Source organism: Methylocaldum sp. (genome assembly GCF_035627495.1).
Taxonomy (GTDB): domain Bacteria; phylum Pseudomonadota; class Gammaproteobacteria; order Methylococcales; family Methylococcaceae; genus Methylocaldum.
In genome coordinates this window covers 24,321-40,466 of sequence record NZ_DASPLO010000183.1, presented here as the reverse complement: position 1 = coordinate 40,466, position 16,146 = coordinate 24,321, and the positions used below count along the sequence as shown (strand labels likewise).

Annotated in this window: 11 protein-coding genes; 1 reads left to right on the top strand and 10 read right to left on the bottom strand. The window is 57.1% G+C overall.

The genetic code is table 11. The features are described from left to right. Nucleotides 1-23 precede the first annotated feature (23 nt). The 7 genes from VEB01_RS16955 to VEB01_RS16925 all read right to left on the bottom strand — a co-directional run bounded on the left by VEB01_RS16955 (nt 24) and on the right by VEB01_RS16925 (nt 12,039). Nucleotides 24-2,348, bottom strand: coding sequence for a dynamin family protein (locus VEB01_RS16955; RefSeq protein ID WP_324877481.1), 2,325 nt, complete (start codon nt 2,346-2,348; stop codon nt 24-26). A gap of 952 nt (nt 2,349-3,300) precedes the next feature. After that, nucleotides 3,301-3,876 carry a GrpB family protein gene (locus VEB01_RS16950; protein ID WP_324877479.1) on the bottom strand — a complete coding sequence of 192 codons (576 nt, stop codon included), beginning with the start codon at nt 3,874-3,876 and terminating at the stop codon, nt 3,301-3,303. Between the two features lie 93 nt (nt 3,877-3,969). After that, a complete protein-coding gene (locus VEB01_RS16945) occupies nt 3,970-7,098 on the bottom strand; it encodes a type I restriction endonuclease subunit R (protein WP_324877477.1) in 3,129 nt (1,042 codons plus the stop codon). A 136-nt stretch (nt 7,099-7,234) separates the two neighbouring features. Further along, entirely contained in the window at nt 7,235-7,741 is a 507-nt protein-coding gene (locus VEB01_RS16940) for a hypothetical protein (protein WP_324877476.1), read from the bottom strand. 248 nt (nt 7,742-7,989) lie between these two features. Continuing rightward, complete coding sequence (locus VEB01_RS16935) at nt 7,990-9,144, bottom strand: abortive infection family protein (RefSeq protein WP_324877474.1); 1,155 nt, start codon at nt 9,142-9,144, stop codon at nt 7,990-7,992. After that, nucleotides 9,144-10,481 (bottom strand): restriction endonuclease subunit S, encoded by a 1,338-nt coding sequence (locus tag VEB01_RS16930; protein WP_324877472.1) that lies wholly within the window; start codon nt 10,479-10,481, stop codon nt 9,144-9,146. The genes VEB01_RS16935 and VEB01_RS16930 overlap by 1 nt, the downstream gene beginning before the upstream one ends. Next, a complete protein-coding gene (locus VEB01_RS16925) occupies nt 10,471-12,039 on the bottom strand; it encodes a class I SAM-dependent DNA methyltransferase (protein ID WP_324877471.1) in 1,569 nt (522 codons plus the stop codon). The genes VEB01_RS16930 and VEB01_RS16925 overlap by 11 nt, the downstream gene beginning before the upstream one ends. Before the next feature lie 698 nt (nt 12,040-12,737). Here VEB01_RS16925 and VEB01_RS16920 point away from each other — a divergent pair. Then, on the top strand, nt 12,738-13,643 hold the full coding sequence (locus VEB01_RS16920) for an NAD(P)-dependent oxidoreductase (protein WP_324877469.1): 906 nt from the start codon (nt 12,738-12,740) through the stop codon (nt 13,641-13,643). A 50-nt stretch (nt 13,644-13,693) separates the two neighbouring features. On the opposite strand, the gene VEB01_RS16915 is transcribed toward VEB01_RS16920, so the two are convergent. The 3 genes from VEB01_RS16915 to VEB01_RS16905 all read right to left on the bottom strand — a co-directional run bounded on the left by VEB01_RS16915 (nt 13,694) and on the right by VEB01_RS16905 (nt 15,867). After that, nucleotides 13,694-14,704 carry a hydrolase gene (locus tag VEB01_RS16915; protein WP_324877468.1) on the bottom strand — a complete coding sequence of 337 codons (1,011 nt, stop codon included), beginning with the start codon at nt 14,702-14,704 and terminating at the stop codon, nt 13,694-13,696. A gap of 326 nt (nt 14,705-15,030) precedes the next feature. Beyond that, nucleotides 15,031-15,414, bottom strand: coding sequence for a DUF427 domain-containing protein (locus VEB01_RS16910; protein ID WP_324877466.1), 384 nt, complete (start codon nt 15,412-15,414; stop codon nt 15,031-15,033). 69 nt (nt 15,415-15,483) lie between these two features. Continuing rightward, nucleotides 15,484-15,867: a VOC family protein gene (locus VEB01_RS16905; RefSeq protein ID WP_324877465.1), complete on the bottom strand. Its 384-nt coding sequence runs from the start codon at nt 15,865-15,867 to the stop codon at nt 15,484-15,486. Nucleotides 15,868-16,146 lie beyond the last annotated feature (279 nt).

Genomic DNA, 16,146 nt, shown 5'->3' with positions numbered 1-16,146 from the left:
CTTCTACCTGAGTTCCCAAAAGTTTAATTGTCGGCGTTTCTCCTTCCTTGGCCGACAGCACTGGTAACCACCTGGTAAGCGTCCTTGATCACTTTCTGCTTTTGCAGTTCGGAATTCAACTCCGCGTCAATATCGCTAGTGAGTTGTTTCATGATCATTTTGGCTATCTCGTCCTTAATGGATTCGAAATAGGCCAGTAAATTCTCTTCCAATTCCTCGAAATAGTTTTTGATGCCGCGACGGGCAAATTTGTTGATTTGACGCTGCTGCTTGCGGGTGTAATCCAGCAAGCCGATCTTATAGCACTCCAGGGCTCGGTCGATTTCGTCGGTTTTGCCGGTGGGCACGGCCGGTACTTGGCGCACCTCCGTCAGGACACCGTAAATGCTGCTCAGTTTGTCCAATCCCAAGGCCAGCATTTGTTTCACACCGGCGTCGGGCCCCAGCAGGCGCGTGCTCTTCGCGATTTCAAGGGCGCGGTCGGCGTTTTTCTGCACCAGTTCGATGATGTCTTCTTTGCTCTGGACGGACTCGTCGGCCTCCTTGGCCATGATGGCGCGGCCCAGTTCGTCGATGACGCCGCCGTACTCGAACAGGAACACGTCGCACATGCCTTTCAGCCGGTTAACCATGTCGCGGCCGCTCAAGCGGTCGCTCAGCACCGCCAGTACGTCCTCCGGCAGAGCATCGTTGGAGGAAATGCTGTCTAGCAGACGGAAGAGATGGCGCCGTACGATTTGCTCATCCAACAGGTGCTGCAGCTGGGTGCGGAAGGTATGCTGGATGTGAAGGTTTTCTTCGATTTTGTGCGGCAGCCGGCTGATCACGCTATGCAGGTCCAAGCCTTTCAGCAACTCGTTTTTAAGCGCTTTGCGATCCAAGGTGTCGATGGCATTGGCAATTTGCTCGCCCAGTTGCTCCCGGTCTTCGTCGCGCCAGAATACAAACTCCGGCAATACCTCGGTACGCAGCACTTTAATGTGCTCTTCCACCGTGGTACGAAGACGCCGCAATACCTCGTCCTGGCGGCGCGACAATTCGCCCGCGATGAAGGTGCTTTTCATACTGTCGTCGTTCTTGTTTTTGTAGTTCTGGTAGAGGGGTTCCAACCGCTCTCTCAGCCGTTTGGCCAAATCCATGTATTCGCTGCGCGCTTCGTCGAGAAATTCGGCTTTGGCGGTATGAGCCAGGTATTCGAACAGGTTGGCGCGGAATCCGGCGAAGCTCTTGGCTTCCTCCAGTGATTTGATAAAACCTTCCGCCTCGTTCCGTTCGGGTATTTTACCGATGGCTTTTTGGAGCGCGTCCACATGCTCGCGGATACTGCCGCTCTTTTCCAGACGGCCCTCCTGGATCAGTTTCAACAGCAAGTAATTAAGCGCCGATACCCGAAATACCCGGTCTTTGGCGATATGAAAACCGTAGTGGTCAATCTTTTGTCCAAAATTCGCCAGTTCTTCTTTTTTCTGCTGACTGCTCAGCACGTCCCACTGGTTGATGGTCCAAAAGGCCCGCTGCAGCACTCGCTTGCGTTGGCTGTGGATTTCGGCCAATAACTCGATTTCCTCTCCTTCCAGCAGGTGGAACACCTTCATGGCGATGACGAAGGCCTTGGCGTCGTTTTCCACGTAGGATTTGGTCACCTTGCGGTGGCGCGGATTAACTACGCCCAGTCCCGGCAAGTCGACCAGCACTACGTTTTCCGGGATATTGACGTCGGTGAGAAATATTTCCGCCTGGTCTACGAATAGCACGTCTTCGTAATCTTCGGTGACGTAGCTCGGCAACTCCGCCAGAGCGATTTCTTTTACCGCGCCGCTGAGTTTGTTCCAACCTTCGATCAGGATTTTCAGCTCATCGAAAAATTTTTGTTTGTTGAAAGAGCCGAACTGGTTTTTATGCTGTTCGATGTCCTTTGCCAGCGTACTCAGCAATTCACCTTTGCCAAGCTTACGGTAAGCGTCGCTGCTCTTGCGCAATTCCTTGGACAGTTCCTCCGTATACAGGTTTTTCAGCTCGTCCCGTTCGCTTTCGTTGAGGTAGTGGATGACTGCCCGATTGGCGCGCCCTTTGCGGATTAGGGTGGGGATGGCGGTGAAAGACTTGGTGGCCTGGGGCAGAATGTCGTCGCCCAGCACCGCATTGATGATGGTGCTCTTGCCGGCGGAGAATGCGCCCAAGAAAGCCACCGGAAACTCCGGCGATTTGAGCCGTTCCAACCATGTGCGCTTGCGGTTGACAAAGTATTTGAAATCGTCGGTCACACCTAAATAAGGCGCGGAGGCGTCGTAGGCTTCGAACAGGCGCGTGAATGCTTTGACGTAATTGCTGTAATCCGACTCTTTCATCCGTAGGTTTCCTGAATTTTTTATGGGCCGGCGGCATTTCAAGTTCAAGCTGCCAGCAGTGGCGCGGGCCGAGCCATACGACCATGGTCAAGCAAAGGATATATTACCATTTATGTTACGCAGACCTTAGTGGCTATAGCCCACTAGACTCCCGCTATAACGTCTTTTCACGAATTCCTAATTATCCCGCAATGTCGAGAGGTAGGGCCATCTTGTCATGGCATCCGATCACGATAAGCTTAGGCTATGAGAGAACTCTTGGGAAAATCCGGCTGTTTCCGGCCGGGAAACGATCGTTAAGCGCTAAAAACTCCGCCCGCACGGATAACCCATCTACCGCTTTCCGGAAGGTAGTTGGCAAACCCCGTTGGCGTCTGGAGAGGACGGGTGTAACGGATTGGTCATTTTCTTTACAAGGGGCGGCAGAGTGCGGAAATGGGGGGCTGTTCCTGATTACACAGTTTCCCACAAGAACTGTGGACAACCGGCAAGAGGAAGTTCTTCGCTCCTTTACGGCTCGGCGCTCAGGTATTGGTGGAGCGTTCGGTTAGGTGTAGAAACCGCTCTATACATGCAGAGCCGCAAAGATCGCGATAGGTGTGCTGGGAGGGGGAGGAGAGTGTAGAGATGAGAAAGCGGCTAGACCCGGACATCCCTGTCCTCCCGCTTCGCTTCCTAGCGAATCTGACCATCCGTGCTCAATGGTCGGTCCAGTTACAGTATCTACTCCTTAGACTATTTGGATGTTTGGCATATGGCTTTCCGTCCTGGGGGGCCGTGCAACATTCCATCATCCTTGCCCGAAGGCAGCTTCCTTACTGTCCCTCCGAGTGGGGTCCATTTAAACACCGAATCTCGTTCGGAAAAATAAGCGAGAGTTCGTACGTACATCTCCGCGCTTATCCGGATAGACAGCGATCCAGTGGGGAGACCGGCACCCAAGACGGAGATGTTAGACAGGCTTGTAGTGTTTCTTCGCGGCCTCGGTAACTCGCACGATGAAATCAGTCTTCGCATTGGTATAAGCGACCCGATCATTCGGGTGCATTGCGGCCAGACGATACTTTAATTCTTCATACTCTTTGGCAACGGGCGGGTGTTTAATCAAATAGTCTCGAAACAGCAAGCGATCCCAATGCTCGAACTCTTTTTCAACCATGTGAATATGGTGAGTCCGTTTTCCGGCGGAATCGCGCTTGATAAACCAGGCATAGAATGGGCTACCGTCATCCCCCCGCGTCGGGCGCCAAAAGTAGTCATAGCCTTTGGCCTCCAATACAGGGGCGATAACCGATTTCGCTTTGCCTAGAGATGTGACTTCAACCAACATATCCACGATTGACTTGGCGGCCAAGTATGGGACGGCCGTGCTCCCGAAGTGCTCGATACGGCCAATGAGTTCTTGAGGTACGATCCTAAGAAGATGTTTCTTCTCCTCCTCAAACAGGAGCGGCCAGGCGGGGTCGTAAGGGGCCATCCCAATTTCTTCTTGTGTAACGCGCCGGATTCGCTCTTCGAGAGTTTCCATAGGTTCGATGCCTGAATGTCTAAAGACTGAGGCTGCCGTATAACACGCACGAGGTAACCCCGAGACCGCGAGCGGAGCCTGAGGCGTCTGTGATCAGGCTGCCCACTCTACCCCCAATAATTCCGCCTGCTGCAACACCGTTTGCGTGGCCCGTTCCTGCTTGTCCGGCGGATAACCATACTTCCGCAGTATCCGCTTCACGATTACCCGCAGCTTGGCTCGGACGCCTTCTTTCACGGTCCAGTCGATGGTGACATTGCGCTTAACCGTCTCGACCAGCTCGCGGGCGATGGTTTTCAAGGTCTCGTCGCCGAGCACCTGCACGGCACTGTCGTTGGCTTCCAGAGCATCGTAGAAGGCGACTTCATCATCATTCAGCCCCAGATTCTCGCCCCGTGCCTGCGCGGCTTTCATGTCCCTGGCGAGTTGAATAAGCTCTTCAATGACTTGAGCGGTTTCGATGGCACGATTTTGGTAGGCGCGGATCGCCCGTTCCAGCATTTCGCCAAAGGAGCGGGATTGCACCAGGTTCTTCTTGGAGCGCAGCTTGATCTCATCGGTCAGTAGCTTCCGGAGCATTTCGACCGCCAGGTTCTTGTGAGGCAAGCCGCGGACCTCGGCGAGGAATTCATCCGAGAGGATGGAGATATCCGGCTTCTTGAGCCCGGCCGCGGCGAACAGGTCGATGACGCCTTCCGGCGCCACGGCATTGGCAACGATTTGGCGGATGGCGTGATCGAGTTCGTAATCGGTCTTGCCGCCGCTCCCGCCTTTGCTCAGGGCGGCGCGTACCGCCTGGAAAAACGCCACGTCATCCCGGATTGCTAGGGCGTCCTCGTGGGGTACGGCCAGCGCGAAGGCTTTGGAAAGCTCGGTGACGGCCTGGTTCAGGCGGCTCTTACCGTCATCCTGGGCAAGAATGTGTTCTTGGGCGGGCGGCAGCAGAGAAAGTTTTTCCGCGGGGCTCCCGGACGTCCAAAGGGAATGGTCGAAGCCATGGAATAGGCCCCGGCAAATCTCGTACTTCTCCAGCATAACGGCGACGGCTTCGGTCTGGTCGATGGCGGTCTTGCCGGTGCCGCCGCTGTCGGTGTAGTCGGCCAGAGCGCGTTTCAACTGGTCGGCGAGGCCGAGGTAATCGACCACCAGCCCGCCGGGCTTGTCCTTAAACACCCGGTTGACTCGGGCGATGGCCTGCATCAGTCCGTGGCCGCGCATGGGTTTATCGATATACATCGTATGTAGGCAGGGCACGTCGAAGCCGGTGAGCCACATATCTCGGACGATGACGAGTTTCAGCGGGTCCTTGGGGTCTTTGAAGCGCTTGGCGAGAGCTTCTCGGCGCGGCTTGTTGCGGATATGGGTTTGCCACTCGGCCGGATCGGCGGCGGAGCCGGTCATCACGATCTTGATGGCGCCTTGTTCATCGTCTGGGCTATGCCAGTCGGGGCGCAGCTTGACAATGGCGTCGTACAAATCTACGGCGATCCGGCGCGACATGCACACCACCATGGCTTTGCCGTCCATCGTTGCCAGGCGCTGCTCGAAGTGGTTCACCAGATCTTGTGCGATCAGGGCGACGCGCTTTTCGGTGCCGACCAAGGCTTCGATCTGCGCCCACCTGGACTTGAGCTTTTCCTTGCGTTCGGTTTCTTCGCCTTCGGTGGCTTCCTCGAATTCGTCGTCGAGCGTGGGCCGTTCCGTCTCCGACAGCGCCAGCTTGGCGAGCCGCGATTCGTAGTAGATCGGTACCGTGGCGCCATCCTGCACGGCTCGCTGGATGTCGTAGACGCTGATGTAGTCGCCGAACACCGCCCGGGTGTTCTTGTCGGTGAGTTCGACCGGGGTTCCGGTAAATCCAATGAAAGTAGCGTTGGGCAGGGCGTCGCGCAGGTGCCGGGCGTAACCGTCGATGAAGTCGTATTGGCTGCGATGGGCTTCGTCGGCGATGACGACGATATTGCGGCGATCGGACAGCAGCGGGTAGCTGTCGCCCCGAACCTCGGGAAAGAACTTCTGCACCGTGGTGAAGACCACGCCGCCGGATGCCACTTGAAGTTTACCCCGCAGGTCGGCGCGGCTTTCCGCCTGGACCGGGGCTTGCCGGAGCAGGGCCGCGCAGCGAGCGAAAGTGCCGAAAAGCTGGTCGTCCAGATCATTGCGGTCGGTGAGCACCACCAAGGTGGGGTTGGCCATCGCGGGGTGCCGAATCAGCTTGCCGGCATAGAATGCCATGGTGAGGCTTTTGCCCGAGCCCTGGGTGTGCCAGACCACGCCGGCGCGCCGGTCGGCGGGCGCGCCGCCCGGCATCCGGCGGCTTTCGTAACGGCCCGTCGATTCCGCCGCCATGGCCGGCGCGGACGCTCGAACGGTTTCTTCCACCGCCAGGTTGACCGCGTGGAATTGATGGTAGCCGGCGATCTTCTTCACCGGATTGCCGGCGCCGTCGTCCTCGAACACGATGAAATAGCGGATCAGGTCCAGGAACCGCCGGGGCTCGAACACGCCACGCACAAGGACTTCCAGTTCGGTGAGTTTGGCCGGCGCCGGGGCCTCGCCCTCGATGGTTCGCCACGGGCCGAAACGTTCCCGGTCGGCGGTGAGCGAGCCCAGGCGGGCCTGGAGCCCATCGGAAATCATGAGCGCGGCGTTGTAGACGAACAGGGCGGGAATTTGCGCCTTGTAGGTCTGCAACTGGTTGAAGGCGGCCCAGAGGGAGGCGTTCTCGTCCGCCGCGTTCTTGAGTTCGATCACCGCCAGCGGCAAGCCGTTGACGAAGACCACCAGATCCGGGCGGCGGTTGTGCTGGCCTTCCACCACGGTGAACTGGTTCACCGCCAGCCAGTCGTTGCGCTCCGGGGCGTCGAAGTCGAACAGCCGCGCATGATCGCCGACGATGCGGCCTTCGGCGGGGTATTCGACCGGCACGCCTTCGATCAGGTAGCGGTGCAGGGCGCGGTTATTGGCGAGGAGGCCGGGTGCTTCCAGGTGCTTGAGCTTACGCAGGGCTTCATCCCGCGCCGAGGCGGGAAGCTGTGGATTGAGCCGGGCCAGGGCTTCCCGTAACCGGCCTTCGAGCAGGACTTGGGCGTAGCTGTCGCGTTCGGCGGCGGGTTCGCCGGGGGCGATATCGGGGCCGTGAAGGATCGTATAGCCCAAGCTCTCGAACCAAGTGAGGGCGGCTTCTTCGACGACGGATTCGGTGAGGGCGCCAGTGCACATTTTTGTTGGTGTTATTCTTGGCGGTGAAAAATGGGATTATTTTTAACTTGATTTTTTTATCGCTTGTTTTTGACAATTACTCTCGAAAGCTTCGTTGGTAAGATGCGGGCACCGCCTTTTTATTGCTTGGTAATTACTAGGTTTCACTCATCTCGCACTCACCAGCGATAACCCCACGGTAGCGCCGATTCCCGATTTGGAGTGCCGAGTCCCAAATCGAGAATTCTACAGCCGAAGTCATTAACCGCTTCGGGAGATTGCGGAGCAACCCTGCTGCAATTGAAAACGGCTGTGTCCAAGGGAGGCCATCAGCCGGCATGGCAATGACCGTTTCCCCGCAACTTATCCGAAGTACGGAGCCATCAAAGTCGAAGATGGCCATTGTCTTCTCGCCGACCAAGTTTAATTTCTCAGCCAGGGTATTCAGAGCAAGCCGAGCCCAAGCCCGCTCGACGGTGCAATGCGGCCGAGCGGCATACGCGGCTCGCTCCTTTTCCCAGGGCAGGAGGTGGCGATTCTGGCGACCAACGGCGAGCCAGGGTATCGGCGAAGCGGGCTCAAACATGCCTTTCGGCGAATGGTCGTCCAGGCACCAAGTGACCCATGCTACGCCTTGTTCCAACGATTCAACCTCGCTGGGCATCTCGCACTCGATTGAGGCAATTATTCGGGGAGTCGATATGATCCCGCCCAATATAACGCAAGGTTGTAACCAACGATTAGTCAAGAAACTTGCGGATAACTTGAAGCTCTTAAAATCAAAACTGAGCCCTCCGGGCGACTCGGAAATTACAGTCTGATCCTCGACAAACCCGAGAGACTTCAATAAGTCCCACGTTGAAATAGCCATATATTAATAAGCCGATTAGAAGTTATGTTGTATCGGATTTACTAATTAAATGCCGATGGACTTGGTGCGGTTACCATGGCTTGAAATTCATCGGAATCAGGTATTTGTACACGCATCCACGTTATCAATCGCTCGGCGATCTCCTCTACTTTCTCAACATCAAAGCCGAATTGCACCAGCACACGCTTACAGGCCACCTTTAAGCGGGCTTGAAGCATTCCCCGCTGCTTCCAATCTACGCCCACGTTTTGATCCATAGTCGCCAGCAACGAATCAGTTAGGTTTGCTTCTGCCAATCGAGGCTCCGTAGGTGACCAACCTTCTGTGCTTAAGAATCTCTCTAAATCCGCTCGGAAAATCTCAAATCGACCGTTGTAGCTCGGAACCACTTCTATTACCGGCGGGCCAGCGTGTGCCGCACTAAGCTCTGGCGGTTTTTCGCCAGCACTCGGCTCCTCCATCTTTCCCTCCGCCAGTGTGGGAACCACCTCGACAACAGTTTTTAAGATATCAATGTAGGTGTCACGATCGATGCCGAAAAGCAAACGGCTTGGTTCAGTGCGCACTTCTATCGTTTGTTCCTTCGGGCCTATTCTGATCACAACTACAATGATTGACCGGCCATCATTGTCTTCGTCGATTCGAGCCTCGACACCAACGGCTCGGTCGATGCGCTCATGATGATGAATAAATCGTTCATACGGCTCACGGGTAACGCTAAGGTCGGGTTCTTTACCTTCGAGTGCATTTAGAATGACACTTAAGATCGCATCACCCGTATGCAGGAACGCCCGAGCATGATCTTCAGCCACGGCATCGATGAAGGCGTCTTTGCCGTGAGCAACTGCTCCATGATCATTGCGCATTTCAGTAAGAGCATCCGCTAACCTATTAAAGCCGGACAGCACTTTGCCTAGCTTGCTCGCGCCTTTGGTGTTGTATAGGCCCAAAGGCTGAAGCGAAGCAACGAGGAGATCCGTCGTTGACGGTGAAGATGACGGCAGAGACTTCCCAAATTCGCACAGAATTGTCACGCACACACTCTCGATGAATGATTTGATGTGCTCGATCAATCCGTGGGCATTACCTTCAAAACAAGCGTTCAATGCCGCATAGCTCGCAGAGAGCGTTGGCGCATCTGTCCAGCGTTCCAGAGCGCGTCGATAGTTTGGGGCTAGAGCGTCCAAATTGGTCATCAGGTACCAACTTCGATAAAGCGTTCAGCGTTCTTCACGCGCAGTTCGCCGGATAGGAGCTTGGGGAGGAGGGTGTCGCGGAGGGCGGCGAGGGTGCGGGATTCACATTCGTTTTTTAATCGTCGATACCGGAAAGGCAAGGCGATTTTGTCAAATGCGGCGATTACCGATTGTTCGGGTATCAGAACAGGCAAGCCGGCCAAACGTGCCCGCGCAAGTTCGGTTTGTCCTGTGCTTCCTTCTCCCAGCGCCTCAATTTCGTCTTGGCGTCGGGATAGGTCAATTCCAAGATAGTTCCATGACAGATTGATACCATCCGCTCTAACCACGGTCACATGGGAATCGACAATCGTTTCTTCCTCAACCGCCAGTATCTGGGCCACTCGGCCAAGCGTACCCACACCTGTGGAATTAACGAGCACATCGCCTTCTATTAGGCCACGCCCGTTGATCGATTTCTTAGTGGAGTCGTGCCGGCGCCCCTTGGTCGAATCAACGCTTCCATCACGAATGCACTTCTGGTTTAAGACAAGTACACCGCCGTGCTCCACGTAGGCAGGCGATATCCCGCGACTCAAATACTGCGTCACTTCGCCAAGCGTTTGTACCCGCCACCCCGCCGGAATCTCGCCCAACTCCGAATCCTCGAACCCATCCGGAAACAACGCGGCAATGGCCGGGTTCAGCCCCTCCGGCGCGCGGCCTTCAGTTTTGGCGCGTACCGGGTCGAAATCGACGAACCAGGATTTGAAGATCGCCCGCGCCATGGCTTCCAGCGTGGCGTTCATGCGGCGGTTGAGTTCGATTTTGTCGTCGAGGGTGCCGAGGATGTGAGCAATGGCGCGTTGTTCTGGGAGTGGCGGAATCGGAATTTTAATTCGATTGATGTCTCTGATCGGGAGTTGCGGCTGCGCGCTCCCAGTGCGCAGTCGGGCAACTTGATCGAGAAAGGCGGCCGAACGAACGAAGAGATAAAGAAAGCGTGGCAATAATGCTGATGGATCAGGGCGAAATATCACCATGCCAGAATTGATGCGAATATTTTCAAAGAGCACAGCCTCATCGAAGTATGCAGCATTTCCTACAGTACCTCTTGTCGTCAGAACAACGTCTTGCCGTTGAAGTTTTCCCTTACGAAGATCGGTATCTTTTTCCTCGCTGATAAAGGCGCAGTCCGAAAAATCGAATCCCGTAGTCGTGACATTTCCGGCATTCAAGAAAAGACAATGTCCGTTTGAGAGGAACTCACTTTGTTTTGGGTAATTTGCACCTCTATCCCCATCAATGATTTGTATTGGCGCATCAACGAACACTGATGTTGCCCATTCACCCGCCATAACCCAACCCCCCCAAACTCTTCCGAATCGCCCCCTCCAACCGCGCACTCTCCGCAAACTGCCCTTCCAGTTCCGCCGTCAACCGCGCCATCTTCTCCGCGAACGGCTCGCCGTCGTCCTCCGCTTTCGCCGCGCCCACGTAGCGGCCGGGCGTCAGCACGTAGCCGTGCCCCCGGATCGCGTCCAGCGTCGCGCTCTTGCAGAAGCCGGGCACGTCGAGGTAATCCCCGTCGCAATCGCCGCGCCAGGCGTGGTAGGTGTCGGCGATCCGGGTGATGTCCTCGTCGCTGAGGTTCCGGTGTACGCGGTCTTCCAGGTAGCCGAGCTTGCGGGCATCGATGAACAGCACCTGGCCGGAGCGGTTGCGGAGCGGCCGGCCATCCATGCCGCGGCCGTTTGCCTTGTTCCGGGCCAGGAACCAGAGGCACACCGGAATCTGCGTCGAGTAGAACAACTGGCCGGGCAGGGCCGCCATGCAGTCCACGAGATCAGCCTCGATGAGGGCCTTGCGAATCTCGCCTTCGCCGGATTGATTGGACGACATGGAGCCGTTCGCCAGCACGAAGCCGGCGATGCCGTTCGGCGCCAGATGGTGGACGAAGTGCTGAATCCAGGCATAGTTGGCGTTGCCGGCCGGCGGTACGCCGTAAACCCAGCGCTTGTCCTCGCGCAGCCGCTCGCCGCCCCAGTCGCTCATGTTGAAGGGCGGATTGGCGAGGATGTAATCGGCCTTGAGGTCCGGGTGCAGGTCGCGGTGAAAGCTGTCGGCGTTCTCGCCGCCGAGATTGGCCTCGATGCCCCGGATGGCGAGGTTCATCATCGCCAGGCGCCAGGTGGTCGGGTTCGATTCCTGCCCGAAGATCGACACGTCGCCGATCCGCCCGCCGTGGGCCTCGACGAATTTTTCCGACTGCACGAACATCCCGCCCGAGCCACAGCAGGGGTCGTACACCCGGCCTTTGTACGGCGCCAGCATTTCCGCCAGCACCTTAACCACGCATTGCGGGGTGTAGAACTGCCCGCCTTTCTTGCCTTCGGCGCTGGCGAACTGGGCGAGGAAGTATTCATACACCCGGCCGAGGATATCCTTGGAGCGGCTGGCTTTATCGCCGAGGCCTAGGGTGCCGATCAGGTTGATGAGTTCGCCGAGGCGGGTCTTGTCGAGTTGCGGCCGGGCGTAGTCCTTGGGCAGCACACCCTTTAAGCGCGGGTTGTCGCGCTCGATGGCGGTCATGGCGTCGTCGATCAGCTTGCCGATGGTGATCTGTACCGCGTTGGCCTGGATGAAGGACCAGCGGGCTTCCTTCGGCACCCAAAAGATGTTGTCGGCGAGGTATTCGTCTCGGTCTTCCGGATCAGCGCCCTGGTCGGCTTCGGCCTGCAACGCCGCGTGCTTTTCCTCGAAGGCGTCGGAGATGTACTTGAGGAAGATCAGGCCGAGGACGACGTGCTTGTATTCCGCGGCGTCCATATGGCCGCGCAGCTTGTCGGCGGCGGCCCAGAGGGTTTGTTCGAAGCCGAGTTTGGCGGTGGGTTCTTGCTGTTTTGGGTTTGCCATGGTGTCAGTTTAAAAAAATCAGCCCGGCAGGAGACCGGGCAAGCTGATTTGTCTTTCTTCAGTACGCGTTGGCTTTCGAGCGGCGCGGTAGTCTCATACCGCCAAAAGGCACCGCTCGGGCCGAGAGCGATAACGCGCCATTAGATCGAGTGGATACGGCGGCACGAACAAAGGACGAAATCGATCGCTCCGGAGCGTGTCAAAGGGTGGTTAATCAACTCCGGAGAACACGACGAAGAGGGTTACGCCGAAACTCGCCGCGCGTTTGCAAACTAACCGGTTAGCAACATGGGCGGTGTCAGTCGGCATTCCTCGGACCATGGAGTGCTTGCGGCGATAGCGGCGACAGTAAGCCACTCATTTCCCCCAATATTGAATTTTTTTCTGTAGGTATCATTCGCCCGAGTCACTATGAAACGGCTTTCGTCTTGATATGGGCTTTAGCCATTTTAGCCTGTAACCAGGGGAAACAAATCCCCTTTTTCGCACCATCGTCCTGGCTCTCGAATTAGCCGGAGCCATCCGCCTCAGATGGCGGTGGAATAACGGAAGGGAGTCGTTTGGGGGCTGTGATGCGCAGTGGCGCTGGGGATTTTTCCGCGGAGATCAAGTCGAACTTGGTGTGGGTGCGGAGCGACACCTTACCATTTGGACGAACTGGCCTGAATCGGCAAGCCCCGGCACAAAGAGGTGGTGTTATGAAAGTGGGATTTATAGGACTGGGGCATATGGGCTCCGGCATGGCGGCGAATCTGGTGCGGGCCGGCCATCAGGTGACCGTTTACAATCGCACGCCCGGCAAAATGCAGGCGCTGGTCGAGCAGGGCGCTCGGGCCGCGTCGGAAGTGGCGGACGCCTGTCGGGGCGATGCCGTCATTACGATGCTGGCGGACGACGCTGCCGTAGGATCCATCGCGTTCGGAGCGAAAGGCATCATCGGCAGCTTGGGCAAGGGCGCTCTCCACATTTCCATGAGCACGATCAGTGTCGGGCTCTCGGAAAGACTGGCTGCGGCACACGCGAACGCCGGCCAGCGGTTCATCGCCGCCCCCGTCTTTGGACGGCCGGAAGCCGCGGCCGCGGCCAAGCTGTACATCGTTGCCGCCGGCGCGCCGGACGCGGTCGATGCCGCCTTGCCGCTGTTCGAAGCGCTGGGGCAGCAGACCTTTCGCGTCGGCGACAAGCCGGAAGCGGCAAATCTCGTCAAGCTCAGCGGCAATTTCCTGATCGCCTCCGTCATCGAGGCGCTGGGCGAGGCCATGGCGCTGGTCGGCAAGGGCGGTGTCGATCGACATCAGTATCTCGATGTCCTGACCTCGACGCTTTTCGGCGCTCCGGTTTACCGGACCTATGGCGCCTTGATCGCCGAGCAAAAGTTCGAGCCCGCGGGGTTCGCCGCGGCATTGGGCTTCAAGGATATCCGGCTGACTCTTAACGCGGCGGAAAGCCTCCGCGTGCCCCTGCCGATGGCGAGCTTGTTGCGCGATCGGTTCCTGACGCTGCTGGCCCATGGCGGCGAGGCGCTGGACTGGTCGGCGATCGCGGAGCTCGCCTCGATGGACGCGGGCCAAGCGGACCGGCTGAGAGCTGGTGAAAAGCCGTAGCGAGCGGCCACGTCGATCCCACCCGCAAGCGTTCCTGAAACGACTGGAGGCTACAACTTCTGGACACGGTCCAACTCCGTCCGCAAGAAGGCGGGAATGCGATGCTCAAGCCAGTACTGTGGCCTGCCCGGATGACGGCCGGAGATAAAACCTACATGCCCGCCTTGCGTGGTGATTTCCAGGTGGACGAAAGACGATAACTCGTGGTCTTCGGGCAGGACCGACGCGGTCATGAAAGGATCATCCCGCGCCTGAATGACGAGGGTGGGAAGATGAATCCGCTTGAGATACTGGCGCGAACTGGATTTCTCGTAATAGTCGTGGACGTCCCAGAAGTCATAAAGCCGGGCGACTACGCGATCGTCGTACTCCCAAAACGAGCGAACGCGGGAAAGGTCGCCGAGGCTCCGGAGTCTCTCGGCTTCGAGATCATTCCCGATCGCCTGCAAATGGTTCTGCTTGCATCGGATGTAATCCTTTAATTCGCCTACCAGATGATTGCGGTAAACCCTGGAAAAGCCGCAGTCCATACGGTCGGCGCACCGATCGAGCAGCAAGGGCACCGAAACGGCCGCCGCCGCGAAAAGGCGGACGGCGTTGCCCTGCTCCCCGAGCCATTTCAGCAACATGTTTCCGCCCAGCGAGTACCCCACGGCCGCCAAGGGGGTTTCCGGATAACGCCGGCTCAAGATGTGATAGACATAATTCAGATCCCCGGTTTCACCGGAGTGATAGCCACGGGCGGTCTGGTTTGGCTGGCCGCTACAGCCACGAAAATTCACGGCGACACTCCGAAACCCGTGCCTGGCCAGCGCGCTCTGCATACCTTGGATATAGGCGGAGCGCGAGGAACCGGTCAAGCCGTGGAGGAGAATTACAATGGGCTGCGCCGGCGTTCCGAACCAGTCCAGATCGAGAAAATCGCCATCCGCTGTGGCCAGGCGCTCACGTAAGGTTCGAAGTTGGGGGAAACGCCTCGTCAAGGGCTGCCAGAGCGTCTGTAGATGCGGTCCCGGCAACCACCAGGCGGGTTTAAAACTGCTGCGATCACAAATAGGCATGTGGGTTTACAGGATTGGCATCGGCATTCTTGACCTCGCCCCCAGGGTTGAGAGCTTTTTTCCGCTACGCCGGGTCGTGAGCGCTTAGTACCGAAGTCCTTTGACTAAGCGACAAACCCGGTGCGTCTGTCAATCGTGGCGGTAATACGCTATCCGTTGAATAACCGTAATTGACCGGTTTTGGTCCGTCGCCAGCCTGCGCTCGTGCGGCCCGCCTTACGCACAGCCGGCGTCCAATAAAGCTGGATGCGTCGGATGCTTGTGCCGCCGGCTGGCTGTTTGCATCTAACGTGAGCCGGCGGCGATGTCAGGCGAGCCGTTACGCTTTAAGCCCTAAGCTCGATCTGAATGTCCTTGAATTTGTTGTCGTAAAAGGCTAACCGGTCCTTCAGTGCACGGTGCTCTTCATAGGGATCCTCATACGTCCAAACCGCATCCTCGAATATCTTATCGCCAAGATTTAGATTGAAGTAATGAGCGGTTCCTTTGAACGGGCACTCTGTCGTGGTATCCGATCGCTCAAGTTTGTCCATCTTGACGTCGGAACGGGGAAAGTAATAACGAGCAGGGTGTTGGTCTTCGTCGACTTGGATCACGTCGTTCGAAGCGGCGACGACGTCGCCATGGATCTTAACCTGCACGCTTTGACCCATATGCTTTTCTTGGACTTTATGGTCAGGCCATTTTCGGTGTCCGGGCGATTTGCTCATACTGACCTCCTGGGTTGATAGCGTTAGTGATCGGCGATATTCAAAGGAGAGCTGTAACGGCTCGTATACCTATCCGCCGCTGCCGTAAGGACGGGTGATGATTTCGAGGAGATGGCCATCGGGGTCTTCGAAATACACTCCGCGGCCGCCATCATGGCGGTTGATCTCGCCCGGCCGGTGCTGGCCGGGGTCGGCCCAGTGTTCGAGCCCTCGCTGGCGGATGCGGCCGAAAATCTGGTCGAACTCGTCCTCGCCGATCAGAAAGGCGTAGTGCTGCGATGCGATCTCGCCGTCGGTCTCGTAGAAGTCGAGTGAAACCCCGTTGCTGAGCTCGACGACAAGGAACGGTCCGAAGGGTTTGGGTGCTGGCAAGCCAAGAACTTCGGTTAGGAACGTTGCCGATCTCTGCTCGTCGCGGCACGAAATAATAGTGTGATTGAGCTGTACGCTCATGTGTGATGCTCCCTGACAGCGGGTCTGTCAAATTTGTGACCGCGGCAGACATCAAACAGTTCAAACTGGTCTAATAGCCACCTAAATCAACCGTTTACGTCGATTTCATTGCGCGGAAAAGCGCCCGTACGGGATCCTTAAGAAAAATTAGTTTGAAACACCTGGCCCTTATGGGATCAATACGTTAATCTCTGCCCCGTTTCGATGAGAGCTTCGATATTTCAGGTCTTTCCCGGCCGGCTGATTCCGCATCGCCCGCGTCAACTGTTCCGCCACTGG